At 71.6% G+C, this 24,094-nt stretch carries 20 protein-coding genes; 13 read left to right on the top strand and 7 right to left on the bottom strand.

Going from position 1 to position 24,094, the window contains the following annotated elements:
- Positions 1-263 precede the first annotated feature (263 nt).
- Positions 264-1,787, top strand: a complete 1,524-nt coding sequence (locus ACIBEI_RS19935; RefSeq protein ID WP_398890841.1) for a serine/threonine-protein kinase — start codon at positions 264-266, stop codon at positions 1,785-1,787.
- 29 nt (positions 1,788-1,816) lie between these two features.
- Here the strand turns inward: ACIBEI_RS19935 and ACIBEI_RS19930 are convergent, their stop codons facing one another.
- Positions 1,817-2,908 (bottom strand): PucR family transcriptional regulator, encoded by a 1,092-nt coding sequence (locus ACIBEI_RS19930; RefSeq protein WP_398890499.1) that lies wholly within the window; start codon positions 2,906-2,908, stop codon positions 1,817-1,819.
- Between the two features lie 480 nt (positions 2,909-3,388).
- On the opposite strand from ACIBEI_RS19930, the gene ACIBEI_RS19925 reads away from it, so the two are divergent.
- From ACIBEI_RS19925 to ACIBEI_RS19905, 5 genes are all read left to right on the top strand, one after another.
- A complete protein-coding gene (locus tag ACIBEI_RS19925; RefSeq protein ID WP_398890497.1) occupies positions 3,389-3,904 on the top strand; it encodes a hypothetical protein in 516 nt (171 codons plus the stop codon).
- A 92-nt stretch (positions 3,905-3,996) separates the two neighbouring features.
- The gene (locus ACIBEI_RS19920) at positions 3,997-5,415 is read left to right on the top strand and encodes a flotillin family protein (protein ID WP_398890495.1); all 1,419 of its coding nucleotides are present in this window, start codon (positions 3,997-3,999) and stop codon (positions 5,413-5,415) included.
- Between the two features lie 229 nt (positions 5,416-5,644).
- The gene (locus tag ACIBEI_RS19915) at positions 5,645-6,130 is read left to right on the top strand and encodes a cation:proton antiporter regulatory subunit (RefSeq protein ID WP_398890493.1); all 486 of its coding nucleotides are present in this window, start codon (positions 5,645-5,647) and stop codon (positions 6,128-6,130) included.
- 4 nt (positions 6,131-6,134) lie between these two features.
- A complete protein-coding gene (locus tag ACIBEI_RS19910; RefSeq protein WP_398890491.1) occupies positions 6,135-7,373 on the top strand; it encodes a cation:proton antiporter in 1,239 nt (412 codons plus the stop codon).
- A gap of 543 nt (positions 7,374-7,916) precedes the next feature.
- Positions 7,917-8,621, top strand: a complete 705-nt coding sequence (locus ACIBEI_RS19905; RefSeq protein WP_398890489.1) for a DUF4232 domain-containing protein — start codon at positions 7,917-7,919, stop codon at positions 8,619-8,621.
- An 87-nt stretch (positions 8,622-8,708) separates the two neighbouring features.
- On the opposite strand, the gene ACIBEI_RS19900 is transcribed toward ACIBEI_RS19905, so the two are convergent.
- Positions 8,709-9,134: a hypothetical protein gene (locus ACIBEI_RS19900; protein ID WP_398890487.1), complete on the bottom strand. Its 426-nt coding sequence runs from the start codon at positions 9,132-9,134 to the stop codon at positions 8,709-8,711.
- Between the two features lie 329 nt (positions 9,135-9,463).
- Between ACIBEI_RS19900 and ACIBEI_RS19895 the strand changes: the two genes are divergently transcribed.
- The 4 genes from ACIBEI_RS19895 to ACIBEI_RS19880 all read left to right on the top strand — a co-directional run bounded on the left by ACIBEI_RS19895 (position 9,464) and on the right by ACIBEI_RS19880 (position 14,957).
- Complete coding sequence (locus tag ACIBEI_RS19895; RefSeq protein ID WP_398890485.1) at positions 9,464-10,828, top strand: hemolysin family protein; 1,365 nt, start codon at positions 9,464-9,466, stop codon at positions 10,826-10,828.
- Complete coding sequence (locus tag ACIBEI_RS19890; RefSeq protein ID WP_398890483.1) at positions 10,825-11,859, top strand: hemolysin family protein; 1,035 nt, start codon at positions 10,825-10,827, stop codon at positions 11,857-11,859. Before ACIBEI_RS19895 ends, ACIBEI_RS19890 begins: the two co-directional genes overlap by 4 nt.
- A gap of 235 nt (positions 11,860-12,094) precedes the next feature.
- Positions 12,095-13,765 carry a protein kinase gene (locus tag ACIBEI_RS19885; RefSeq protein WP_398890481.1) on the top strand — a complete coding sequence of 557 codons (1,671 nt, stop codon included), beginning with the start codon at positions 12,095-12,097 and terminating at the stop codon, positions 13,763-13,765.
- 781 nt (positions 13,766-14,546) lie between these two features.
- Complete coding sequence (locus tag ACIBEI_RS19880; protein WP_398890479.1) at positions 14,547-14,957, top strand: DUF5994 family protein; 411 nt, start codon at positions 14,547-14,549, stop codon at positions 14,955-14,957.
- 5 nt (positions 14,958-14,962) lie between these two features.
- On the opposite strand, the gene ACIBEI_RS19875 is transcribed toward ACIBEI_RS19880, so the two are convergent.
- From ACIBEI_RS19875 to ACIBEI_RS19855, 5 genes are all read right to left on the bottom strand, one after another.
- Positions 14,963-15,547: a hypothetical protein gene (locus ACIBEI_RS19875; protein WP_398890477.1), complete on the bottom strand. Its 585-nt coding sequence runs from the start codon at positions 15,545-15,547 to the stop codon at positions 14,963-14,965.
- 601 nt (positions 15,548-16,148) lie between these two features.
- Positions 16,149-16,700 (bottom strand): GNAT family N-acetyltransferase, encoded by a 552-nt coding sequence (locus tag ACIBEI_RS19870; RefSeq protein ID WP_398890475.1) that lies wholly within the window; start codon positions 16,698-16,700, stop codon positions 16,149-16,151.
- A gap of 229 nt (positions 16,701-16,929) precedes the next feature.
- A complete protein-coding gene (locus tag ACIBEI_RS19865; RefSeq protein WP_398890473.1) occupies positions 16,930-18,393 on the bottom strand; it encodes a PP2C family protein-serine/threonine phosphatase in 1,464 nt (487 codons plus the stop codon).
- Positions 18,394-18,554: 161 nt separating this feature from the next.
- Positions 18,555-19,241 (bottom strand): response regulator, encoded by a 687-nt coding sequence (locus ACIBEI_RS19860; RefSeq protein ID WP_398890471.1) that lies wholly within the window; start codon positions 19,239-19,241, stop codon positions 18,555-18,557.
- Positions 19,229-20,677 carry a histidine kinase gene (locus ACIBEI_RS19855; protein ID WP_398890469.1) on the bottom strand — a complete coding sequence of 483 codons (1,449 nt, stop codon included), beginning with the start codon at positions 20,675-20,677 and terminating at the stop codon, positions 19,229-19,231. Before ACIBEI_RS19855 ends, ACIBEI_RS19860 begins: the two co-directional genes overlap by 13 nt.
- A 170-nt stretch (positions 20,678-20,847) precedes the next feature.
- Here ACIBEI_RS19855 and ACIBEI_RS19850 point away from each other — a divergent pair, with 170 nt between their 5' ends.
- The 3 genes from ACIBEI_RS19850 to ACIBEI_RS19840 all read left to right on the top strand — a co-directional run bounded on the left by ACIBEI_RS19850 (position 20,848) and on the right by ACIBEI_RS19840 (position 23,982).
- Complete coding sequence (locus ACIBEI_RS19850; RefSeq protein WP_398890467.1) at positions 20,848-21,102, top strand: hypothetical protein; 255 nt, start codon at positions 20,848-20,850, stop codon at positions 21,100-21,102.
- On the top strand, positions 21,099-21,875 hold the full coding sequence (locus ACIBEI_RS19845; RefSeq protein WP_398890465.1) for a polysaccharide deacetylase family protein: 777 nt from the start codon (positions 21,099-21,101) through the stop codon (positions 21,873-21,875). Before ACIBEI_RS19850 ends, ACIBEI_RS19845 begins: the two co-directional genes overlap by 4 nt.
- Positions 21,876-22,104: 229 nt before the next feature.
- Complete coding sequence (locus ACIBEI_RS19840) at positions 22,105-23,982, top strand: lysyl oxidase family protein (RefSeq protein WP_398890463.1); 1,878 nt, start codon at positions 22,105-22,107, stop codon at positions 23,980-23,982.
- Positions 23,983-24,094 lie beyond the last annotated feature (112 nt).

The following is a 24,094-nucleotide window of genomic DNA, read 5'->3' as shown; positions in this document are numbered from 1 at the left end:
AGGTTGTTTCGGGTTGTTTCGGGCTGAGCGCGCCCACGCGGCGGAGCCGCACATGTCCACAGCCCCGCGCCCCTTGCGGGGCGTTGGGGGTGGTCGCGAGTCGGTAGGCTGGCCCCTGCTGCGGATCCCCCCACCTGCGCGCTTCTGCATCGCATGAAGTGCCGTTCGCGGTCGTCGTGTTGGCCTTCTGCGTTGTTGAGGATGATTCGCTGGTGCTCGTCGCGGAGCGGTATCGGTTGCACGGATCCATTGGCCGCGGCGGTATGGGGGAGGTGTGGCAGGCCACCGACGAGGTGCTCGGGCGTGAGGTGGCGGTCAAGCTGCTGCTCGGGGACGAGGCCGACAGCGCGGCGGCCGCCCGGTTCCGGCTGGAGGCGCAGACGGCGGCCCGGCTGAGCCACCCATACGTCGTCGCCGTGTTCGACTTCGGCGCCTGGGACGACCGCTTCTACCTGGTCATGGAACTCGTCGAGGGCCAGAGCCTCGCGCAGGAGCTGACCGCGGCGGGCAGCCTGGGGACCGAGCGGGTCGCCACCGTCGCCGCCCAGGCCGCGGCCGGGCTCGCCGCCGCGCACCGGGAAGGGATCGTGCACCGGGACATCAAGCCCGGCAACCTCCTCTCGGACGCCCAAGGGACCGTGAAGATCGGTGACTTCGGCATCGCCCGCTTCGTCGACGACCCGGCCTCCGCGCTCACCACGGCGGGCCAGATCGTCGGCACCAGCCTCTATCTCGCCCCCGAACGCGCCCTGGGCAGACCGGCGTCGGCCGCCTCCGACGTCTACTCCCTGGGCTGTGTGCTGTACCAACTCCTCACCGGGCGACCGCCGTTCCACGCCGAGAGCGCGACGGTCACCCTGCACCAGCACATCGACATGGCCCCGGTGCCGCCCCGCGAGCACGGTGTCCAACTGCCGCCCGCCTTCGAGAACTACCTCCTCGGCCTGCTCGCCAAGCAGCCCGATGACCGGCCCTCGGCCCAGGAGGTCGCGGACTGGTTCGGCACGGGGGCGTGGCGGGGGCTGGCCGAGCCGCTTCCCGTGGCATCGGACACGAGGCACACCTCGCGCTCCGCCTCGCCGTCGTACGCCTCCCGGCCGCCGGACTCAGGTTCCGCCGAGACCGGTCCTCCGACGATGTACCGGCTGCCGCCGACCGCCGCCCAGCCCGGGCAGCCCGCCCGCGCCGCTCAGCAGACCCGCGCCACTCACGCCGGTCACGCCGGTCACGCCACTCATGCCGGTCACGCGGCCAACTCCGCGCACTCCTCGCACTCCGCGTCCTCCACGCCGTCGCGCCGCGCGAGATCGGGCGGGACGCGGTCGAACGGGGCTGCGAGATCGGGTGGCGGGGTCGGTTCGATGGCCCGTCGCCGGCCCCGGGTGTTCGGCGTCCTCGCCGGTGCGGTGCTGTTCGTGCTGGCCGTGCTCGCCGGCATGAAGATGTTCTCGCCGGACACCACCTCGGCGGAGACCGGGAACGGGCTGAAGGACGGTTCGTCGTCCACCGGCCCCGAGAAGTCCGGGGTGCCGGCCGCCGGAACCGTGGCCCGGACCGGGGCGCCGGACTCCACACCCGAGCCCGGTGTCAACACGGAGCCTCCCCCGTCCCCCTCTTCGACGGAAAGCGCGGCCGTCACGCCGACCCCGGCCGAGACCGAGAAGGAGAAGCCGAAGCCGAAGGAGGAGCAGGCCCCGCCGAAGCAGCAGGAACAGGAGCAGCCGCCGCCGCAGTACAGCGGCGGCGGCGACGATGACGACGGGTACGGGTACGACGGCGACGACTAGAAGTCCTCTGCAGGTCTTCTGCAGGTCCTCTAGAAGTCCCTCGCCGGCCAGTCGAGCAGCCGCGCCCCGATGACCGCCGTCTGGAGCGTGTACCGGTGCACGGGATCGGCCGGATTCGCCCCGGTGAGCGTGTGGATGCGGTCCAGCCGGTAGGTGAGCGCGCGGACGCTGAGCGACAGCCGCCGGGCCGCCTCCGCGGCGACGCAGCCGGAGTCGAAGTACGCGGTGAGGGTGTCGAGCAGCGGCTCCGCCCCGCCGCGGGCCTGACGCAACGGTCCGAGCGCACTGAGGACGAGGTCGGCCATGGCCTGCCGGTCCCGGGTGAGCACGGGGTAGACGAGCAGGTCGGCGGCGCGCAGCACGGGGGTGTCGAACTCCAGGCGGTCGGCCAGGTCGAGGGCGTTCAGCGCCTCCTCGTACGAGTGGACGACCCCGCCGGGCCCCGGCTGGGAGCGGCCGATGGCGACGCGCCCGCCGTCGGTGGCCGCGTACGCCTGCTTGGCGAAGAAGTCGAGCACGTCGTCCTGGTCGCCGGGCGCGATGCACACCAGACGCCCGTCCTTGGTGGTCACGAGGATGCTGCGGTCGCCGAACCGGCCGATCAGGGAGCGCTCCACATCGCGGGGCACGGCGTCCCCCTCGTCGTACGCGGCCCGGCCCTGGGCCACGGCGACGGCGTGCGCGTGCGAGAGGCGCAGCCCGAAGCGTTCGGCGCGTTCGGCCAGCAGACCGAGGTCGCTGCGGCCGTGCAGGAGATCGTCGATGAACTCCCGGCGGGCGGCCTCCTCCTGGCGTACGGCGAGGAGTTGGGCCCGCTCGTAGCCCTCGGCGAAGGCGTCGACGGCCTGCTCGACGGCGGCGAGCGTGCTCTCGCCCGCCGTGGCCGGCCAGTGGAGGCGGGCGGCGGCCAGGTGTGCGCCGACGAGGGCACGCAGTCCGTAGCCCGCCTCGGCGGCCCGTTCGCCCAGGGCCCGGCGGGAGTCGAGTTCGTCGCGCGTCAGCCGACGGCCGGTCGCGGAGGCGTCCGCGAGGATGCGCCCATACCCCTCCAGATACTCCTCGGGTATGTCCCGCCCCGCCGCCATCCGCACCCCCGCTTTCCTGATGTGCCGTTGACGCATTTCTAGCGCATACGGGCGGAGCGCGGCCCCTTGGGGGAGGTGCTCACTGCCGGAAGACGGCAGGTCCATGCGTGATCTCGGTTCCCCTCACCGCGGAGGACGTTCGGAGGATGTTCGGGGTTGTTCGGGGGAAGTCCGGAGGGACTTCGGGGGCTCGGCAAGAGATGAGGCCCCGGTGCCGGTCGTCTTGCGACGATGTGTCCGGCACCGGGGCCCTTATCCGTCCCCCGTGCTCCCCCGTTTCTGCCGGACCATCGTGACCCGGGACGGAAGCCCGGCGCATTGCCGGTTTCCGGCAATCTTTACGCGTTCTTGATGCCGGAGGGCGGCGAAGCGCTCGAACGCGAGTGCCGCGTACGGTGTCGGCACGGCGTCAAGAACGCATAAAGACTGCCAGGTCACGGCAATGTGCACACGTGTACGGAGCTGGCACAATGCCCGTTGATCGAGGTGACCGGCGCAGGTGGGGGAGGTGGACCGGTGACTCTGTTTCTCGGTCTCGGCATCGCGGGGATCGTCCTGCTGGTCCTGACGCTCGTCTTCGACGGCGTACTTGAAGGGCTTTTCGGCGGGACGAGTTTCCTGGACGGGCTCTTCGACGGCCTGCTCTCGCTGCCGGTCATCGCCGGGTTCGTCTCGATGCTCGGCTTCGGCGGGGCGCTCGTGCTCGGCACGACCGGGCTCGGTGCCGGACCCGCCACCGCGGTGGGCATCGGCGCGGGGGCCGGCGCGGGCTGGCTGACCTGGCGGTTCAGCCGGTCCCTGATGCGGGACGAGCCGTCCGCGACCCCGCGCGGCACCGACCTCGTGGGCAGTTCGGGCTCGGTCGTCACACCGATCCCGGCCGAGGGCTACGGCGAGGTGCTCGTGTATCTCGCGGGCCAGCCCGTGAAGCTGGCGGCCAAGAGCCCCGAGCCGGTGGCCCGGGGCGCCGAGATCTGGGTCGAGGAGTCGCTGTCACCGACGTCGGTGGCTGTCAGGCCGGTCCGGCGCTGAGGCCCTGTCCGACCGGCAGTCCGTAACCCGTACCGCTTGCTTGTACCACTCGTACTGATCTGCCGCCCGGGGGCGGCAGGGGGGAATCCACCATGAGTCCAGTTCTCGTCGCGGTCGTGGGAGTCGTCGTACTCCTCGTGCTGCTCGCGCTCGTCGTCGTCACCCGTTACAAGGTGGCCGGGCCCAGCCAGGCGTTCATCGTCACCGGCCGGCGCGGCAAGAAGTCCACCGACCCGGACACCGGCCGGGTGTTCACCGACAACAGCGGCCAGAAGGTCGTGGTCGGCGGCGGTGTCTTCGTCGTGCCGTTCGTCCAGCAGAAGTTCACCCTGGACCTGTCGTCGCGGCACATCCCGATCTCGGTGCGCGGCGCGGTCACGCTGCGCGGCGTCAAGGCGAACCTCGAAGGCGTCGCCATCGTCAAGGTCGGCGGCACCGAGGACTCCATCCGCGCCGCGGCCCAGCGGTTCCTGATGCAGCAGGACGGCATCGTCGGCTTCACCCAGGAGGTGCTGTCCGGCGCGCTGCGTTCCATCGTGGGCCGGATGTCGGTGGAGGACATCATCCGGGACCGTGCCGCGTTCGCCGGGCAGGTCGCGGAGGAGGCCGAGGCGAGCCTGTCCGGGCAGGGCCTGGTGCTCGACGCCTTCCAGATCCAGGACATCACCACCGAGGGCTCCTACCTGGAGGACCTCGGCCGGCCCGAGGCCGCCCGGGCCAAGCAGGAGGCCGACATCGCCGAGGCGGTGGCCCGGCGCGCCGCCGAGCAGGCCCGGCTGAAGGCCGAGGAGGAGATCGCGATCGCCCAGCGGACCTTCGCCCTCAAGACCGCGGAGATCAAGGCCGAGACGGACGAGGCGGCGGCCCGTGCCGCGGCGGCCGGCCCGCTGGCCGAGGCCGCCCGTTCGCAGGAGGTCCTCGCCGAGCAGGAGAAGGTCGCCCAGCGGCAGGCCGCGCTGACCGACCGCGAGCTGGACACCAAGGTCCGCAAGCCCGCCGATGCCGCCCGCTACCAGGCCGAGCAGGAGGCCGAGGCCCGGCGTATCGCCCAGGTCAAGGAGGCCGAGGCGGACGCCCAGCGCTCCAGGCTGACCGGTGAGGGCGAGAAGGCACACCGCGCCGCACTCGCCGACGCCGTACGCATCGAGGGTGAGGCGGAGGCCGCGGCCATCGGGGCGAAGGGTTCGGCCGAGGCCGAGGCCATGCGCAAGAAGGCCGACGCGTTCGCCCAGTACGGCGACGCCGCCGTACTGCAGATGCTTGTCGAGGTGCTCCCTCAGGTTGTCGCCAAGGCGTCCGAGCCGCTCAGTGCCATCGACAAGATGACTGTGATCTCGACGGACGGGGCGAGCCAGTTGTCGCGCACTGTCGCGGACAACGTGGCCCAGGGGGTCGAACTCCTCAGCTCCACGACGGGGGTTGACCTCGCGGAGCTTCTGAAGAGCATCACTGCGCCGAAGCAGGGCGCTGTCGCGGTGGAGGCCAATGGGAAGATCGAAGTGGGTGAGTGACGGTATGGGTTGAGATTTGTCTGCGGCCCGGTGGGGGTTGATCGCGCAGTTCCCCGCGCCCCTTGAAAGACAAAAGCCAGGGGCGCAGCCCCGCTTTTAGGGGCGCGGGGAACTGCGCGACAAGCCCCCACCGGGCCGCAGACGAAACCACGCCAAAACCGGCCCCCACCCCCTCGATAGGGTGAACGCACAGCGAGATCGACGCCGGACACCGGACAGGGGACCAGCCATGGGCACTCCACGCCTGAGCAGTACGCCGTTGCCGGGAATCGGTGTGCGGTACGACCTGACGACGCGAGAACAGCGCCGCCTGTCGGTGGTCGCGCACCGGGACGGCGGCCGGACACTGAGCGCGTACCGGACGGACGACCCGGACGCCTGCGCCCTCTCCGTGCGGCTCACCGCAGGAGAATCGGCGGCGCTCATCGACGCGCTGATGCCCGCGCACCACAGCCCGAACCTGCTCTCCACCACCGAACTGGGCCTGGTGGCCGAGCGGATCGAACTGTCGTCGGTCTCGCACTGGAACGGGCGCGTCCTCGGCGACACCCGGATGCGCACCGAGACCGGCGCCTCGATCGTCGCGGTGCTGCGCCGGGCCGAGGCCATCCCGTCCCCCACGCCGGACTTCCGGCTGGCCGGTGGCGACACCCTCATCGTGATCGGCACCCGCGAGGGCGTCGAGACGGCCGCCGAGATACTCGGAAGGGAGTGACCAGGTGCACTCGTCCGCGACGTTCCTGATCGAGTTCGGTGCGATCATCCTGGGGCTCGGGCTGCTCGGCCGGTTCGCCGGACGGTTCCAGTTCTCGCCCATACCCCTCTACCTGCTGGCCGGACTCGCGTTCGGCGAGGGCGGGCTGCTGCCACTGGGCACCAGCGAGGAGTTCGTCGCGATCGGCGCCGAGATCGGCGTCATCCTGCTGCTGCTCATGCTCGGCCTCGAATACACCGCCACCGACCTGGTCTCCAACCTCAAGACCCAGTACCCCGCAGGCCTGGTCGACGCCGCCCTCAACGCCGTGCCCGGCGCCGCGATGGCCCTCCTGCTCGGCTGGGGCCCGGTCGCCGCCGTCGTCCTGGCCGGCGTCACCTGGATCTCCTCCTCCGGCGTCATCGCCAAGGTCCTGGGGGACCTGGGCCGCCTCGGCAACCGCGAAACCCCGGTCATCCTGAGCATCCTGGTCCTCGAAGACCTCTCCATGGCCGTCTACCTGCCCATCATCACCGCCCTGCTGGCCGGCGCCGGCCTCGCCGCCGGCAGCGCCACCCTCGCCATCGCCCTCGGTGTCGCCGGCCTCGTCCTGGTCGTCGCGGTCCGCTACGGACGCCACATCTCCCGCTTCGTCTCCAGCGACGACCCCGAGAAACTCCTGCTGGTGGTGCTGGGTCTTACGCTGCTGGTCGCGGGCGTCGCGCAGCAGCTGCAGGTCTCCGCCGCTGTCGGCGCGTTCCTGGTGGGGATCGCGCTGTCCGGTGAGGTCGCCGAGGGCGCCCACGGCCTGCTCTCCCCGCTGCGCGACCTGTTCGCCGCCGTGTTCTTCGTCTTCTTCGGCCTGCACACCGACCCCGCCAGCATCCCGCCCGTCCTGCTGCCCGCCCTCGCCCTGGCCGTCGTCACCGCCGCCACGAAAATCGCCACCGGCTACTGGGCCGCGAAGCGGGCCGGGATCTCGGCGAAAGGCCGCTGGCGGGCCGGCGGCACCCTCGTCGCCCGCGGCGAGTTCTCCATCGTCATCGCCGGACTCGCCGTCACCTCCGGCATCGAGCCGAGGCTCGGCCCCCTGGCCACGGCTTACGTTCTGATCCTGGTGATCGTCGGCCCCCTGACCGCCCGCTTCACCGAACCGGTGGCCACCCGCCTCACCGGCCGGTCACACCGGTCCGCCCCCACGCTCGCCGAGACCCCCCAGGACCGGGACTTCGTCCCGAGCCCCGACGCGCCCATCGAGAAGTGACCACCGGGGGTTCGCGGACACCTGCGGCCCGGTGGGGGCTGATCGCGCAGTTCCCCGCGCCCCTGGGGGATGGGGGTTGCGGTGGGCTGCGACGTGCGGGTCGTGTGTGGCTGATCGCGCAGTTCCCCGCGCCCCTAAAGGCAAAGGCCGGGGCTGCGCCCGGTCTTTGCCTTTAGGGGGCGGTAGCCCTTGCCTTTAAGGGGCGCGGGGAACTGCGCGACCAGCCCCCACCGGGCCCGCACCCGACAACGCACCCCCCACCCCCCCCCCCCCCCCCCCCCCCCCCCCCCCGGCCCCCCCCCCCCGCCCCCCCCCCGGGCCCGCACCCGACAACGCACCCCCAACCCCCCAACCCCCTCCCCACACCCACAGCCGTCCCGCCCACCCGTTCCAGGCAACTGGTGTTTCCGCAGGTCGGAGGCGGTGAAAGCATTCCCGCGTCCCGCACTGCCCGAGCACCCTTGCCCGCTCCCCAACCGCCCCCGTTTCCTGGAGGCAGTTCGGAAACGATCACGCCTCACGGCCTCCACGCAAGGACACGCAATGCGCCTCAAGAACGCCCGCCGCACGACCCTGTTCGCCACGCTCGGCCTCGCCGCCACCCTCACGCTCACGGCGTGCGGCGGCGGTGACGACGACACGGCCGGCGACACGCAGTCGGGCGCTCCGTCCTCCTCGGCCTCGTCCACCGGCAAGGAGACGGGCGGCTCGGACAGCGGCACCACCGGCTCGGACAGCGGCTCCTCCGGCGGTTCTTCCGGCGGCTCCTCCGGCGGATCGGACGACGGCGGCACCGCCACGGGCGGCACCGGTGGAGGTACGGGATCAGGCGGCAAGGCGTCGATCTGCCGTACCGACGAGCTGGAGGTCAACGCCGCCGACAACACCACCGACAAGAAGGAGGGAGTCGTCACCGTCCAGCTCAAGAACGCCGGCGGCCGCGACTGCTCCATCAACGGCTACGCGGGCGTCGACCTGAAGGCCGCCGACGGCTCCACCCTCTCCGTCGAGCGCAACGGCGAGCCCGTCCACCCGGCGGTCCTCAAGAACGGCGACTCCGCCGCCTTCAACATCACGTTCCCCTACAACAACTCCGGCGGCTCCGGCGTCCGCCTGACCGACATCCTCGTCACGCCCCCGAACGAGACGAAGTACGTCCGCGTCGCCTGGCCCGCGGGCACCCTCCCGGTCACGGACGGCAGCTCGTCCGGCAAGCTCCAGATCGGCCCCGCGACCAAGGTCGGCTGAGGCCGCGTACCCCCTCGTACGTACGAGACCGGCTCGGCCCGCGGCCCGCACGCCAGCGACCGGGCCGACCGGGCCGACCGCCGGGCCCTACGACAGGCTCACCGCCGGGCACCCGAACGTCTCCGTCAGTACCCGGCGCTGGTGTTCCGTGAGGGCGTTGAGGAAGACCACCGCGTCCGCTCCCGACTCCTCGCGGAGTGCGGCCACTTCTCGGGTCTTTCCGGAGCTGAGCAGGGTCCGGGAGGAGTACGGGAGGGCCATCCTCCTCGCCCCGCCGTTCGAGACGCCGCGGCGCTGTACGACGCGGCCGACGACCCGGGCGCCGCTTGCCGTCAGGTCGGCGGCCGCCGCGTCCATGCGTAGGGCGAAGTCCTTCTGCCTGGCGGAGAAGTATCCGACGATCACGACGTCGGCTCCCGTGAGATCCAGGCCGGGAGGGCTCGCGGGCGGGTCCGCCGGCCGGGGGTTCCGGCGGGCGGACGGTCTGCGGTCGCGCCTCCGGTGCTGGTGCACGGCCTCACCGTAGGCACCCGTGCCCCTGCGGCGACAGGTGTTTTCCGGGAGCGGGCCCGGTCCTCGACGGCTCCCCGGCCACCCGCCTGCGCCGCCCCCCCCGGCCACCCGCTTGCGCCGCTCCCCGGCCACCTGCCTGCGCCGCTCCTCTCCGCCCCCGACGCGCTACTTTGCGATTCCTTTACACTGGGTGGGACGTGTCCGGTCAGGGCGCGTCATACGACGTTGAGTGCGAGAAGGAGCGAAGGTTCCGCGATGGGTGAACCTCCCAGTACCAGCCGTGCCATGCCCGGCCCGAGACATGTGCGTGACGGGGCGGGGGCGGCACGGTGACCGAGATCCTGCTGCTCCTGCTCGCCCTCTTGCTCACGCTCGCCTGTGCCGTGTTCGTGGCGGCCGAGTTCTCGCTGACCACCGTCGAGCGCGGTGACCTGGAGCGGGCCGCCGAGGCGGGCGAGCGGGGTGCCGACGGCGCGCTGAAGGCGGTGCGGCGGCTGACGCTCCAGCTGTCCGGTGCCCAGCTGGGCATCACCGTCACCTCGCTGGTGATCGGCATGCTCGCCGAACCGTCGCTCGCCGCGCTGCTGAAGGGCCCCCTGGAATCGGCGGGCCTCGGCGGAGCCGCCTCGACCGTGGCGACCGTGCTCGGTGTCGTCGTCTCCACCGTCGTCCTGATGGTGGTCGGCGAGCTGGTGCCGAAGAACTGGGCGATCTCGCGCCCGCTGGCCGTCGCCAAGGTCGTCGCGGGCCCGCAGCGCGGGTTCACGGCCGCGTTCGGCCCGTTCATCCATCACCTCAACAACACCGCGAACCGTTTCGTACGCCGCGCCGGCCTGGAGCCCGCCGAGGAGCTGGCCTCCGCCCGCGGCCCCGAGGAACTCGTCGCGCTGGCCCAGCACTCGGCCGCCCAGGGAGCCCTGGAGTCCGACTCGGCGGAGCTCTTCGTCCGCACGCTGCACCTGAGCGCGCTCACCGCGGAGAACGTCATGACCCCGCGCGTCGACGTACGGGCGCTTGAGTCGCGCGCCACGGCCGCCGACGCCGCCAACCTCACCCACGCGACCGGCCTGTCCCGCTTCCCGGTCTACCGCGACAGCCTGGACGAGGTCGTCGGCTCGGTCCACATCCGCGACGTACTCGCCCTGGAGCCGGACAAGCGGGCCGTCACGCCCGTGACCGAGCTGGCCACGGCCCCGCTCCTTGTGCCCGACAGCCTGCCCGCCGACCGGCTCCTGGAGCGGATGCGCAAGGCCCGCACCATGGCCGTCGTCATCGACGAGTACGGCGGCACGGCGGGCGTGGCGACGGTCGAGGACATCGTCGAGGAGGTCGTCGGCGAGGTCCGCGACGAGCACGACCCCGTCGAGGTGCCCGACCTGCTGCCCGCCCCCGCGTCGCCGGACGGCCGCGCGGTCTGGGAGGCGGACGGCGGCGTACGGATCGACGAGCTCGCCGGGATAGGCCTGCGGGCGCCGGAGGGTCCGTACGAGACCGTCGCCGGCCTGGTCGCCACGCGGCTCGCCCGGATCCCGGCCGAGGGCGACATGCTCGACCTCGACGGCTGGCGCCTCGACGTCCTCGACGTCGACCACCACCGCGCCGACCGCGTCCGCATCACAGAACCGGCCGCCGACGAGTTGGCCGCCGAGTCCACGCGTGACGCGGCCCGCCAGACGGCGGAGGAGTCCCGATGAGCACGACGACCACCCTCCAACTGGCCATCGGCGCCCTGACCCTGGTGACCAACGCGTTCTTCGTCGGCGCCGAGTTCGCCCTGATCTCCGTACGCCGGAGCCAGATCGAACCGCGCGCCCAGGAGGGCAACAAGCGGGCCCGGATGACCCTGTGGGGTCTCAGGCACATCTCCGCGATGATGGCGACGGCCCAACTCGGCATCACCGTCTCGTCGTTGGTGCTGGGCGCGGTCGCCGAGCCCGCCATCGCGCATCTGCTGGAGCCGGCCTTCGAGGCGACCGGCGTCCCGGACACCTTCGTCCACCCGATCGCCTTCGTGATCGCGCTCACCGTGGCGACGTATCTGCACATGCTGATCGGCGAGATGATCCCGAAGAACATCGCGCTCGCCGCGCCGGTGCCCGCCGCGCTGCTGCTCGGACCGCCCCTGGTGGCCCTCACCCGGGCGCTGAAGCCGGTCGTCTTCGGTATCAACGCCTTCGCCAACGCCCTGCTGAAGGTGTTGCGGGTCGAGGCCAAGGACGAGGTGGAGTCGGTCTTCACCGACGACCAGCTCGCCCGTATGGTCGTCGACTCCAGCCAGGCCGGACTGCTGTCGTCCGCGGACGGCGAGCGGTTGCGGGACGCCCTGGAGCTGGGCACCCGCCCGGTCGGCGAGATCCTCGTGCCCGCCCAGCGGATGCGTACGGTCGAGCACACCGTCACCCCGGCACGGCTGGAGCGCGCGGCCGCCGAGGCCGGCTTCTCCCGCTTCCCGGTGACCGGCGAGGACGGCACGGTGCTCGGCTACCTCCACATCAAGGACACCCTCGGCGTCACCGACCGCGACCGGCCCTTCCCGCGTACGGCGCTGCACGCGGTCACGCGCGTCCGTATCGACACCCCGCTCGACGACACCCTCACCGCCCTGCGCGCCAACGACAGTCACCTGGCCGCGGTCACCGGCGAGTCGGGCAAGGTCCTCGGCTTCGTCACGATGGAGGACGTGCTGTCGGAACTGGTGGGGCCGGCCCCGGCGGGGGCCCGGTAGTCGGCACCGGGCCCGGCCCCGTCAGGGGCGCGGGGAACTGCGCGCCCAGCCCCCACAGCCCCGCAGACGAATATCCGGCATCCCGCGGAGCGACATGGCCTCCGCCACAGTGCCCCGCGACCGCGGCGACTATCGTGGCGATCCGAATCGAACGTGGAGCGGTTCACAGGGAGCGGTTCACAGGGATCGGGCTCGGATGGGGTTCGGATCGGGTCGGGTCGGCGAAAGGCGCGCTGTGTCGGACGAGGGGCGGTCGATCGCCGGGCGGTACCGGTTGATCGAGCGGATCGGCCGCGGTGGCATGGGCACCGTGTGGCGTGCCGAGGACGAGGTCCTCGGCCGCGAGATCGCGCTCAAGCGGCTCCACGTCCAGCAGCACCTCTCCGAGGACGAACTCGCCACCGTCTACGAACGCACCCGCCGGGAAGCCCGCAGCGCCGCCCGGATCGCCCACCCGAACGTGGTCGTCGTCCATGACGTCCTGGACGACGAGGGGTTGCCGTGCATCGTCATGGAGTACGTGCACGGCACCACCCTCGGCGCGCTCCTCAAGGGCGGCGGGGCCCTGCCGCCCGGTGAGGCCGCCCGGGTGGGCCTCGGTATGGTCGCCGCGCTGCGGGCCGCCCACGCCGCCGGAGTGCTGCACCGCGACGTGAAGCCCGGCAACGTCCTGCTGGGCGGGAACGGCCGTGTCGTCCTCACCGACTTCGGCATCGCCATGGCGACCGGTACCTCGACGCTGACGAAGACCGGCGAGATCATCGGGTCGATCGACTACATCGCGCCCGAGCGCATGAGGGGCCACAAGCCCGGCCCCTCCGCCGACCTCTGGGCACTCGGCGCCACCCTCTTCCAGTCCGTCGAGGGCCGCCCCCCGTTCCGTAGGGCCACGGCGATGGAGACCGCGTACGCCATCGCCGTCGACCCGCTCGCCCCAATGCGGGCCGCCGGTCCGCTGGAACCCCTCATCGAGATGCTGCTCGCCAAGGACCCGGACGAGCGTCCGTCGGCGGAGGAGACGGAACGGGCGCTGCGGGTCGTGGCGTCGGAGGCACCGGGCGCTACGACGGGCGGGACGGTCGGCGCGACGACGGACGCCGCTTGGGCGTCGGCGGTGCCGGGCAGGGCGACGGCGACCGTGGCGGCGACGGGGCCGACGGCTTCGGCAGGGGCCACGCTCACCGAATCGGGGTCCGGATCGGGACCGATGCCGGGCTCGGGACCGGCGCCCGCTCCCATCGGCGGCAGCGGCAGCGGCAGCAGTGGCAGTAGCAGTAGCAGTAGCAGTGGCAGCGGCCGCCGAGGCCGCAAGCGGCGACCTCTCCTCTGGAGCGCGGCGGCCGTGACGCTCGCCGCGGCGGCCGTGGCGGGCGGGCTCTACGCGATGACGTCCGACAACGGCGGCCACGGCAGCAAGGGCTCGGCGACCGCGACCTCACCCACCGCGCCCGATTCGTCCCCCGTCCCCGCGGGGTTCCGTCTGGTCAGGGAGAAGGCGCTGGGCGTCACCTTCCCCGTCCCGGACGGCTGGAAGCGCGTCGACAAGGCGAGCGCCGAACAGGTCACCTACATCGACGAGTCGCGCCTGGTCGAGCTGACCATCGGCACCGTGAACCCCGCGGGCGCGAACCCCGAGTCGCACTTCCAGAACATCGAGGCGAACACCAAGCTCAACTACTCGACGTACCGGAAACTGCGCATGCAGCGCACCACGTTCCAGGGAAAGCCGGCGGCGGTGTGGGAGTTCACCTTCCAGGGCCAGGCCCGTGCCTTCCGCGCCATCGACTTCGGCTTCGGCGAGGAGGGCGGCACGGAGTACGACATCTACCTCTCGGCGCCCGAAGCTCAATGGGACACGCACCGCCCGGTGTTCGACACGGTCAAGACGGGCTTCCGCGTCGACTGACGACTCGTCGTACCGTTATCGGGTGCGGTCCTCCGGCGCGGCCGGTTCAGGTTCCGGTGTCGTCTCGGGGGCCGGGGGCCGGGGGCCGGGGGCACGGGCTGCCGTACGGCGGGCGTACTGCTGGGGAGGAGGTGCACTCAGCGCTGCTTCCGGTATCCGTCGGGTGGGCGCTCGAAGAGGCCGTACTTGGCCGGTATCCGACCGGCTCCTGACGGCTCGGTGTCAAAGAGGCAAGGTCTGCCCGGAAGTTGACGCGGGCCGAGACCTCGCAAACCGTACGGTCTCGGCAGCCTCGTTCACCGACGGTCAAGGTACGGTGGGGGAACCGAGGGCATGTCGTACGCCGGTGTTCGAGCCGGTCTCGTCCTCGGCGCACGACGACGCCGGGCCGATCAGCGCCCGGGGCAGGGTCCGCCCCATGTCCGGTTGAAGTCGTCCACGTCCGCCGGTCGAGCCCCAGTGCCGGGGCGGCACACGACCCTGACCGTACGCTCCGCGTCGGCGAGTCACCGAACCGCTGAGCCGTCGAACCGCTGAGCCGTCGAACCACTGGGTCACCCATTCGTGGGCTCAGGGAAGCACGAAGGTACCCGGCACCGTGGCATCGAGGCCAAGGAGCCACCTGTCATCCGGCTCGACCGAGCCGCAGGAGAAGTTCGGCCGAGCCGTAGGGAAAGAGAGCCCGTTCCGTGGCGCGGTCCGTCGTGTCTGCAATGTCCGTCGTGTCCGCCGCGAACGAACCACCGGCACGCCGTAGTCGTGCCCCAGACAGGAGTGCTCCATGACCACCGTCCCCGTCCTCGAACCCCTGCCTTCCCAGCCCCTCGCCCGCCTTCGGCTGGCCCCGCACAGCGCCCTGCCGCGCCGTATCGACGGGGCGTGGTGGCCCCACTCGCGCGATCTGCTGGCCGAACTGCCGCTGCTGATCGGCGCCTTGCCCCGTACGTGGGGACAGATCACCGGCGTCACCGTGAACACGGCGATGTGGGCGGCGTCGCCCGGCCGGATGCTCGTCGCCAACCACGTCGTACGGCTCAGCCGGTCCTCCGGGGCGCACGGCAGGCACACCGTCTGCCTGGTCAGTCCGGGCCGGGGCCGCTGGGACCTGCTGGTCGTGCCCCCGGAGGTCGACGCGGCGGACGCGGAGCCGCTGATGGCGGCCGCGGCGGCGGGCCTGCGCCCGTCCCGCTGACGGGATCACCGCAGTGGCCTGCGGATCCAAACCTCGCGGACGGCCGACGGGGAGTGCGGGGCGAGGACGCCCAGCTTCGACCAGCCCCAGGCGCGCACGGTCTCCTGGGCGGCGTTCGCCGGACGACCGCCGCCGTCACCGCCCCCTCCACTGTCGGGTCGCTCAACGTCCACGGCCGCGACGACCAGATCGGCTTCGAGCCGGGCCAGCAGCCGTTCACCCAGGAGGGTCGCGACGCCATGCCTGCGGTGGGCCGGCAGCACCATCAGCTCGGCGAGCAGGAAGGTGCGGCCCGAGGCGGTGAGTTCCTCGATGTCCGTGGGCAGTTCCCCACGGAAGTCGGACCACCACTCGCCGGTCCGCTCCACCCGGAACCCGTACGCGCATCCGACCAGCCCGCCCGAGTCGGCGACCATCATGTCGAAGCCGAGGCGCTGCACATGCTGCTCGAACCGGTCCAGGAAGCCCTGGCGGTCGCGGTATTCGGCCCCCGCGGCTCCCCGGTACGCCGTGACGTGCACGTCCGCGACGCCGGCCCGCTGCTGCTCGGCCTGCCACCGGGACAGTCTGCGCAAGTACACCTCGGTCATACGGGTCCTCCCCCGGCCGCGGGACGGTCATCTCCCGACTCGGCATCATCACAGCAGGAGCCTCTGGGGTAAACGGGGCGTCGGGATCAGCCGCGTGCCGCCCGGCCCGCAGGTGGCGGCGCCCGTACGGGCATACGGGACGTACGGACGCGGGACTGTCCAGAACAGGCGGTCGGGCCTGGGCCCGGACCCGAGTGACGAGTGAGGCTCTTCGGGAGCCGTCACAGCATCGAGGCCGTGTTCACCGGCTTCTCGCGCGCCCTGTGTCCCCGGGCGCATCCGGCCCCTGCCCCCGGGCGTCAGGACGAGGCGCTCTCCACCGCCGAGACAACTTCCGTATCCCAGCCGCCCCTTCGCGGCCGGGCCCTCGACCAAGCGTCCCTCGCGGACTCCGCCACGGCGCACTCCCGCGTGCCGCGGCGCGACCCATGAGGGATCCCCATGCCCTGCAACCCGCCGACCGGGGGTGGCATGCCAGGGCGGTGTGGTCGCCGCCGGAGCACCACCGGCGGCGACCACCACACCACGGAGGACGGTCGTACGAGGAGGACGGCGAGGACACCTTCCCGACGCGCCGCGTGGCTGATGTGCCGGAGGGCGGTCAGGCCGACGGGTGCAGTCGGTCGAACTCGTCGGCGAGGATGCCCAGCAGGACGAGATCGTGGTGCCGGCCGGCGAGGAACACGTGATCGCGGAGGCGCCCCTCCTCGACGAAACCGAGCCGGTGATGGAGCGCCAACGACCCCTGGTTGTAGGCGAAGACGCGGGCTTCGCACTTGTGATACCGCCGCTCGGCGAACATGTACCGCAGCAACATCACCACGGCTTCCGCCGCGTAGCCCTTGCGCCGATGATCCGCCCCGACCGTGACGCCGTACTCGAAGCGCCCCGCCTGCGGATCGGCGTGGTTGGACGAGACGGCGCCGACCATCTCCCCGGTGTCGAGCGCCTCGATCGCCAACCGGAAGCAGTCACCGTCTGTCTCGGCCGCGGCCTGCTCCTTGGCCCACGCACGATGCCCCTCGGCCGAACGCGGCGGACACACCGCATCCCCCAACCGCTCCTCATCCACGGCGAACCGCATGAACCCGGTCCAGTCGTCGGGCTCGATCCCGCGCAGCCGTATCCGCGTGCCTGTCCAGAACGATGTCATCCACCATTGGATCAAGCGGGGGCACCGGGAGTCCAGGTCGAACGGTCTCGAACCGCGCTCTACCGAGAAGACTTCAACTCCGTTCCCCGGGATCGAGAGCGGCGCGACGAACCCGTCCCCCGTGGTGACGGTCAGGCCTGGCTGCCCAACCCGGAGCCGGCGGCGAACTTCGCTGTCGGATTGGCCGCCTGGCCATGTCGCGAGGTCCGGTGGATGCGGCCGCAGCAGGTCACAGCCGGATCACCACCAGTGCCGTGTCGTCGTCCGGGCCCCGGCGGGGGGCCGGGACCAGGTCCGTCAGGATGGCGTCGGCCAGGGGCTCGGGGGGCAGGGTGTGGTGGCGTTCGAGGCTGTGGGTCAGGCGGTGGAGGCCGTGGTCGATGTCTTCGCCGCGGCGTTCGATGAGGCCGTCGGTGTAGAGGACGAGCGTGGCGCCGGGCGTGTACCGCACCGTCGCCTGGGTGCGGGGGATCGTGTCGTCGCTCGCCGCCAGGGGCGGGTCTGTGGCCGTGTCGAGCAGTTCGACCGTTCCGTCGGGGTGGGCCAGGAGCGGGGGCGGGTGGCCTGCGCAGCTGTACGTGACCGTGTGCGCGGCCCGGTCGATCACGGCCTGGACGGCCGTCGTGGCCAGCGCGCCCTCGACGGTGTGCGCGTGCTGCGCGAGGGTCGTGAGCGCGTCCGCGGGCCTGCCGGTCGCGCGGATCGCGGCGCTCAGGGCGCTGCGCAGCTGGCCCATGACACCGGCCGCCTCCAGACCGTGTCCGACGACATCGCCGACCGCCGCGGCCAGCTGGTCCTCGTCGAGGTCGATCAGGTCGTACCAGTCGCCGCAGACGTTGAGGAAACTGGCCGCGGGCTGGTAGCGGACGGCGGCGAAGTCGTGCCGCGGCAGTGCGGTGCCGGGCAGCATGGCGCGCTGCAGCGTGACGGCGACCTCGTGCGTGCGGGCGTGGGCCTTGCGCAGCTCCTCGTTGAGTTCCTGCAGTTCCTGGGAGCGCGTCAGGAGGTCCGCGGTCATCGCGTCCTCGCGACTGAGCGTGGTGAGGGAGGCGTGCTCGGTCCCCGGCGTCCGCGTGGCGGCCTGGCGGGCGCGGACCAGGGCCGTGACCTCCTCGACCCGGTGGGCGATGAGCGACACCCGCCCGTCCGCGTCGAGGACCGGGATGTTGACCGGGCTCCAGTAGCGCTCCTCGAACACTCCGGGGCGGTCGGGCGACTCCACGTCGTACTTCTGCAGGGCCATCGTGTCCCGCTCGCCTGTGGCCAGCACCCGCTCGAGCGACGCGCGCAGGGTCCTGGCGCCGGTGGCCTCCTCGGAGGGGCTGTCGGGAAACACGTCGAAGAGGAACCGGCCCAGCAGCTCCTCGGGGCCGCGGCCGGAGACCTGCGCGTAGGCCCGGTTCGCGGCGATGATCGTCAGGTCCGGCGCGAGCAGCAGGACCGGGCTGGGCAGGGCCTGGAAGACCTTCCCGAAGTCGATGTCTACCCCGGGAGGAGAGGAGGAGGGGGGAGGGGAGGAGGGTGAAGAGGAGGGGGAGGGGCTGGTGCGGGAGCTTGAGCGCGTGATGTTCGGATCGCGATCCGCAATCGCTTCTACGTCGGCGTCCGCTTCTACGTCGGCGTCCGCCTCGACGTCGGGGTCCGTCCTGATGCCCGGGCTCTCTCTCCCACCAGGCGCATCACTGTCGCTCATGCCACCATGTCTACTCCCTCCCCCGGCCCCGTGCGACCCGGTCCCGGGACGGGCCTCCCGCGCGCACATGCCCGGGTGCGTACGGGGCCCGGGTGCCTACGGGGCGAAGCGCGTACGGGCACGATTCCTCGCGCCTTCCATCCCCCCGCGAAGCGGAACGCTCAGACGAGGCCCGCGCGGTAGACCAGCAGCGCGATCTGTACTCGGTTGTTGAGGTCGAGTCTGGTCAGGATGTGGGAGACGTGGGCCTTCACCGTGGGCAGGCTCATGTGGCAGGCGGTCGCGATCTCCGCGTTCGTTCTGCCCTCGGCGACGGCGAGGGCGACCTCCCGTTCCCGGGCGCCGAGCCGGTCCAGCATCTCCTCGGCCTTCTTCCGTTCCTCGTGGCGGGACGGGCCGGGCACGCCCGCGGGGTCCGTCACGGTGTCGATCAGCTGCCTGACGGCGGCCGAGGACAGTACGGGCTCTCCCGCCATGACGTTGCGCACGGCAGCCACGATCTGGGCCGGGGGCGTGTGCTTGAGGACGTATCCCGCCGCTCCGGCGCGCAGGGCTTGCAGTACGTAGCTGTCGGTGGTGAAGGTGGTCAGGATCAGCACCTGCGGAGGCCGCTGCCGCTGCCGGAGCGCCGCGGTGGCCGCGAGACCGTCCATCCTCGGCATGCGGATGTCCATGAGGACGAGATCCGGACGGTGCTCGTCCACGAGTTCCCCCACGTCGGCTCCGTCGGCCGCCTCCGCGACGACATCGATGTCGTCGGCCGCCGACAGCATGAGGCGCAGCCCTGCGCGTACCAGGGGGTCGTCGTCGACGACGAGCAGGCGGATCCGGGGGGTCAGGCCGTCCATGGGAGCCAGACGTCGAGGTGGAATTCGGTGGGTGTGGTGCGGTGGCGCAGGCGGCCACCCGCGAGGTCGACGCGTTCCCGCATGCCGATGAGCCCCTGACCGGAGCCCGGTACGGGGTTCGGCGGAGGGGCGGGCGCAGGGTTCGGTGCGGGGTCGGCTGCAGGGTTCGGTGCGGGGCCGGCTACAGGGCCCAGTACGGAGTCCGGCTTCAAGTCCGGCTTCGAGTTCGGTATCGAGGCCGGTTTCAAATTAGGTATCGAGTTCGGTACGGAGCCCTGCGTCGGACCCTGCCCGGGATCCCGCGGCGAGTCCCGCGGCGAGTCCCTCGCAGGGCCGCCACGCGCCACCGGTTCCAGCGGGTTCGTCACCCGGATGGTCAGGCCGGTCTCCGGGCCGCCCTCAAGGATGAGGGTCACTGGGGCGCCGGGCGCGTGCTTGCGGTGGTTGGTCAGGGCCTCCTGCAGTAGGCGGTAGGCCGTGCGGGCCATCGCCGGCGACATGGTGACCGAGTTGTCGACCCGTTGCCGGAGGTGGACTTCCACGCCCGCGGCGCGGGACTCCTCGATCAGCTGGGCCACATCCACGTGTGTGGGCTGGGGCGGTTCGGTGTGGTCGCCCACGACGGGGGCCCGCAGGACCTTCAGTACGTCCTGAAGGTCCTCCAGGGCCCGGGTGGCGCTCTGCCGGATCACGCCCACGGCCTCGGCGAGCTGTTCCGGCGGCGCTCCCGGGGCGTATTCCAGGGCGCCCGCGTGCATGGACAGCAGCGACAGCCGGTGCGCGAGCACGTCGTGCATCTCCCGGGCGATCTCCTCCCGGGCGTGCTGCCGCGCCTGCTCGGTCCGCAGGGTCGCCTCCGTCTCCGCGCGGACCGCCCGTTCCCGCAGGCCCACGACGACCAGGCCCCAGCCGACGGCACCCGCGACCAGGGTGACGGCCGACACCGCGGTCGCCAGGATGAGCGGTCCCGGGGGATACGGGGCGAGCAGAAGGGCCACGGGCACCGGGACGAGTGCGGCCGCGGTGACCGCCCAGGCCGTACGGGCCGGGCACATCGTGGCGACGGTGAACAGGGCGATCAGCAGGGGCACCACCACCGGCCAGCCCGTGCTGAGGACGATCAGGGCCACCGCCAGCCCGGCGGGGTGGCGCCGCCGCAGACCCAGTGCGGCGCAGGAGAGCAGGGGTACGAGGCTGTCGGATCCCGTGTGAGCCCAGGCGAAGGGCTGTACGCCGCTGAGTCCCGTGAGCGCCCAGTGAAACGGCAGTACCTCTTCCAGCAGGCTTGCCGGGGCGCCTCCGCCGATCTGCGGATAGACGGACAGACCCGACCGCTGCGCCCTGGCCACGAGCACGGTCAGGGCAACGGCGGCCATGGCCACGGCCAGTTCCGCGAGCCCGGGACGGCCACGCCAGGCCTGTTTCACGTCGATCACGGAGAAACCGTACCCATGGATCCCCATGAGCGGGAACCGGCGGCGAATTCCTATACCAAAGTATAGGTGCGTCCTGTTCATTGGTATCGGTGCGCTCTGTCAATTGGGTCAGGTGTGCCGTATTCTTTTTGTCGATTTCTTTTTCCCCGTCGATTTCTACGGTCGACGGCATGGAAACAGAGAACTCGGGGACCGGGACCCTCAATCGGACGACGCTGCTGTGCGGAGTGGCGGGCGGGCTGCTCCTGGCGCTCGGCGGGCTCCCGCTGCTGGACCGGATATGGGCCCTGCTGGGCGCCATGTTCTGGGCCTTTCCCGGCGCGCGAGATGTCCTCTCGGTGGTGGTCGGCGCGGTCCTCGTGACCGTCGCTGTCACCGCCCACCGGCGCGGGCGGCAGGGCGCACGTGCCGCTGATGTGCGGTGACGCGGCTCAGAAAGCCGGCCTTCCGCGCCGCGGTCACGCTCGCGATCGGCGTCTCCCTCCTCCTGGCCGGCGGCTGCGGCACCCTGCACGGCGTGCAGGCCCCGCGCGACGCCCGGGAGGCAGCCGCCACTGAATCCGGAGCGCAGAAGAGCACCGACGGCCCCGACTGCACAGTCGCGAAGTGCGTCGCGCTCACCTTTGACGGCGGCCCGAGCGAACCCACCCCGAAACTCCTCGACATCCTGAAGGAGAAGAAAGTACACGCGACTTTCTTTCTTCAGGGAAAGGGGCACACGGACACCTATCCGGACACGGTTCTGCGGATGTCCAGGGAAGGTCATGAGATAGCGAACCACACCTGGTCCCACAAAGTGCTCACGGAATTGAACGCCGAGGAGATCGAGGCGGAGATGAAGCCCGTGCAGGACGACGTGCGGCGCATCACGGGCCGCGCCCCGGTGCTGATGCGGCCGCCGCAGGGGCGGACCAGCGACGACGTGTCGGCCGTGATGAGGAAACTGGGCCTCGCCCAGGTCCTGTGGAGCGTCACGGCCAAGGACTACGCCACGACGGACACCGCCCTGATCACCCGGCGGGTGCTGGACCAGACGAGACGCGACGGGATCATCCTGCTGCACGACCGCTACAAGGGGACCGTTCCGGCCGTGCCGGGCATCATCGACTCCCTGCGCCGGCGCGGCTACACCGTCGTGACGGTCTCCCAGCTGCTGGCGCCCGCGTCACCGGAGCCCGGGACCATATACCGGCCCTGACTGCCGGCCCTGACTGCCGCCCCTGACATGTCGCCCCTGACGGCTTTTTCCCGAGCTTGTTCCCAACAGGCAACCCACGCACCGCATTTGCCTCTCTCACAGGTTGCTCACAGCAGCTTGATCACAGATCGGCGCCGGGCGCGCGGGGGTGCGTCCGGACCGTACGGCCCGTGCCTGCGCAGCTCCATGCCCCGGCACCGGCCCGGTCGGCTGTGGGCAGCCCAGTCCGATGCCACTGACCATGGCACTCGCAGACGAGGAATCGATGACCAGCAAGAGAAGTCAGACCGGCCGGATGAGTCGCACAAACCGGACGAGGACGAGTCAGGGAAGTCAGACAGACCAGAGAAGTCAGACAGACCAGGGAAGTCAGACAGGCCGGGGCGGTCAGGAAGGCCGCACCCGTCTACAGCGTGCGACGCTCGCGGCGGGAGCCGCGCTCACCGTCGTCGTCGCGGGGGCCGGGGCCGCTCCCGGCGCCGGGGCCGCACAGGAGAGCACGGCGGGGAAGCCGAAGCTCAAACTGATCGCCGCGTCGAACTCCGTGACGCTGGAACGGTACGAGGGGGACGGCGCCTCCGGTGTCTACCTGGACCTCGGCACGTACGTCTCGGTCGACGACGCGCCCTTGGAGTTCAAGGTGACCCGGAAGTCGTACAAGGACCCGGTCGTCGCCCAGCAGATACTCCGCGACGGAACGAGCACGAGTACCCCGAAGACACGGACGCTGCCCGCCGGGCTGGTGAAGGACTTCTCCGGGCTGCCGGGCTTCATCGACGTGTCGATCAAGAACGCGGCGGGCGAGGTGGTGTCGACCACCAAGGGTGGCTTCTGTCCGAACAACGCCTCGGGGCGGATCCGTCCGGACGCCCCGGCGACCTCGAAGTATCCGCAGAGCTGCCCCACCAATCCCTTCACGCTGGGCTCGGTGTGGGGCGTCGAGAAGGGCTGGGCGTCCAACACCAGCATGGTCGACTACGACAAGCCGGTGGACCTGCCGGTGGGTGAGTACACCGCCAGGGTCGGGGTGGCCAAGAAGTACCGCGACCTGTTCGGAATCCCCGACGACCAGCACACCATCAAGGTGACGGTCCGGTCGGAGGACGAAGGCGGGGAGGGAGCCGGAGCGGCCGCCCCGCGGTCCTCCGCGTCATCCTCCGCCCACCACGGAGGCGGGCACGGCGCACCGTCCGCCGACGACCCCGCCGCGGCAGCCGCTGCCGCCGCACACCACTACGGCCCCCGCGGCGCCGACGCACCCACCCCGCCCGCCCTCTCCCACGCGCTCGAAGACCGTGGCCTGGCACACCACCTGGGCGACGGACCCGGCCACACCGACGGCTCGCGCATCGCGCCCGCGCTGAAGCCGGCCGCCAAGCGGCCCGGCGGCCGCGCCGGTGTCCCGGCCAACGTGCCCAAGCCCGACCTGCGTTCGCTCCCGGCCTGGGACATCGCCGTCACCGACGGCGAGGACGGCGACGCCCCGGGCAAGGACTACCTCGCCTTCAGCGCCAACGTCTGGAACGCGGGTCCCGCGCCGCTCGTCGTGGACGGCTTCCGCAGCCCGGGCAAGGACCTGATGGACTCCTACCAGTACTTCTACGACGCCGCCGGCAAGCAGGTCGGCTACGCCCCCAGCGGCACCATGGAGTGGGACCCGCGCGAAGGCCACGAGCACTGGCACTTCACGGACTTCGCCAGCTACCGGCTGCTGAGCGAGGACCAGACCAAGGAGGTGCGCAGCGGCAAGGAGGCGTTCTGCCTGGCCAACACCGACGCGGTCGACTACACGGTGAAGAACGCCAACTGGCACCCGGAGAACACCGACCTGTCGACCGCCTGCGGTGAGCGGAACTCGATCTCCGTCCGTGAGGTGCTCGACGTCGGCTCCGGCGACACGTACACCCAGTACCGTCCCGGCCAGTCCTTCGACATCACGGACCTGCCGAACGGCACGTATTACATCCAGGTGATCGCCAACCCGGAGAACCGTCTCCAGGAGACGAACACCAAGAACAACGTCGCGCTGCGCAAGGTCGTCCTGGCCGGTGAGCCGGGCGCCCGCACCGTGACGGTCCCGCCGCACGACCTGATCAACGCCCCGTAGCGGACCGCTCAACTGACCGCCCGTAACAGGCTCTTGGTCCCGGCGCTCCGGCTCCGGGACCAAGGGCCGCGTGCGAGCCGCGTGCGGTACGGGGAGCAGGGGCCGCGGTCAT

It is taken from the genome of Streptomyces sp. NPDC050988 (assembly GCF_044456225.1).
Taxonomy (GTDB): Bacteria; Actinomycetota; Actinomycetes; order Streptomycetales; family Streptomycetaceae; genus Streptomyces.
Note: the sequence above shows the minus strand (reverse complement) of the source record. Positions and strands in the feature narration are given on the sequence as shown.

Excerpts from the sequence above, each read along its gene's own strand:
- ACIBEI_RS19935 (WP_398890841.1), top strand. The coding sequence starts at position 264 with ATGGGGGAGGTGTGGCAGGCCACCGACGAGGTGCTCGGGCGTGAGGTG.
- ACIBEI_RS19930 (WP_398890499.1), bottom strand. The coding sequence starts at position 2,908 with ATGCGTCAACGGCACATCAGGAAAGCGGGGGTGCGGATGGCGGCGGGG.
- ACIBEI_RS19920 (WP_398890495.1), top strand. The coding sequence starts at position 3,997 with ATGAGTCCAGTTCTCGTCGCGGTCGTGGGAGTCGTCGTACTCCTCGTG.
- ACIBEI_RS19915 (WP_398890493.1), top strand. The coding sequence starts at position 5,645 with ATGGGCACTCCACGCCTGAGCAGTACGCCGTTGCCGGGAATCGGTGTG.
- ACIBEI_RS19905 (WP_398890489.1), top strand. The coding sequence starts at position 7,917 with ATGCGCCTCAAGAACGCCCGCCGCACGACCCTGTTCGCCACGCTCGGC.
- ACIBEI_RS19890 (WP_398890483.1), top strand. The coding sequence starts at position 10,825 with ATGAGCACGACGACCACCCTCCAACTGGCCATCGGCGCCCTGACCCTG.
- ACIBEI_RS19880 (WP_398890479.1), top strand. The coding sequence starts at position 14,547 with ATGACCACCGTCCCCGTCCTCGAACCCCTGCCTTCCCAGCCCCTCGCC.
- ACIBEI_RS19875 (WP_398890477.1), bottom strand. The coding sequence starts at position 15,547 with ATGACCGAGGTGTACTTGCGCAGACTGTCCCGGTGGCAGGCCGAGCAG.
- ACIBEI_RS19870 (WP_398890475.1), bottom strand. The coding sequence starts at position 16,700 with ATGACATCGTTCTGGACAGGCACGCGGATACGGCTGCGCGGGATCGAG.
- ACIBEI_RS19865 (WP_398890473.1), bottom strand. The coding sequence starts at position 18,393 with ATGAGCGACAGTGATGCGCCTGGTGGGAGAGAGAGCCCGGGCATCAGG.
- ACIBEI_RS19860 (WP_398890471.1), bottom strand. The coding sequence starts at position 19,241 with ATGGACGGCCTGACCCCCCGGATCCGCCTGCTCGTCGTCGACGACGAC.
- ACIBEI_RS19850 (WP_398890467.1), top strand. The coding sequence starts at position 20,848 with ATGGAAACAGAGAACTCGGGGACCGGGACCCTCAATCGGACGACGCTG.
- ACIBEI_RS19840 (WP_398890463.1), top strand. The coding sequence starts at position 22,105 with ATGCCACTGACCATGGCACTCGCAGACGAGGAATCGATGACCAGCAAG.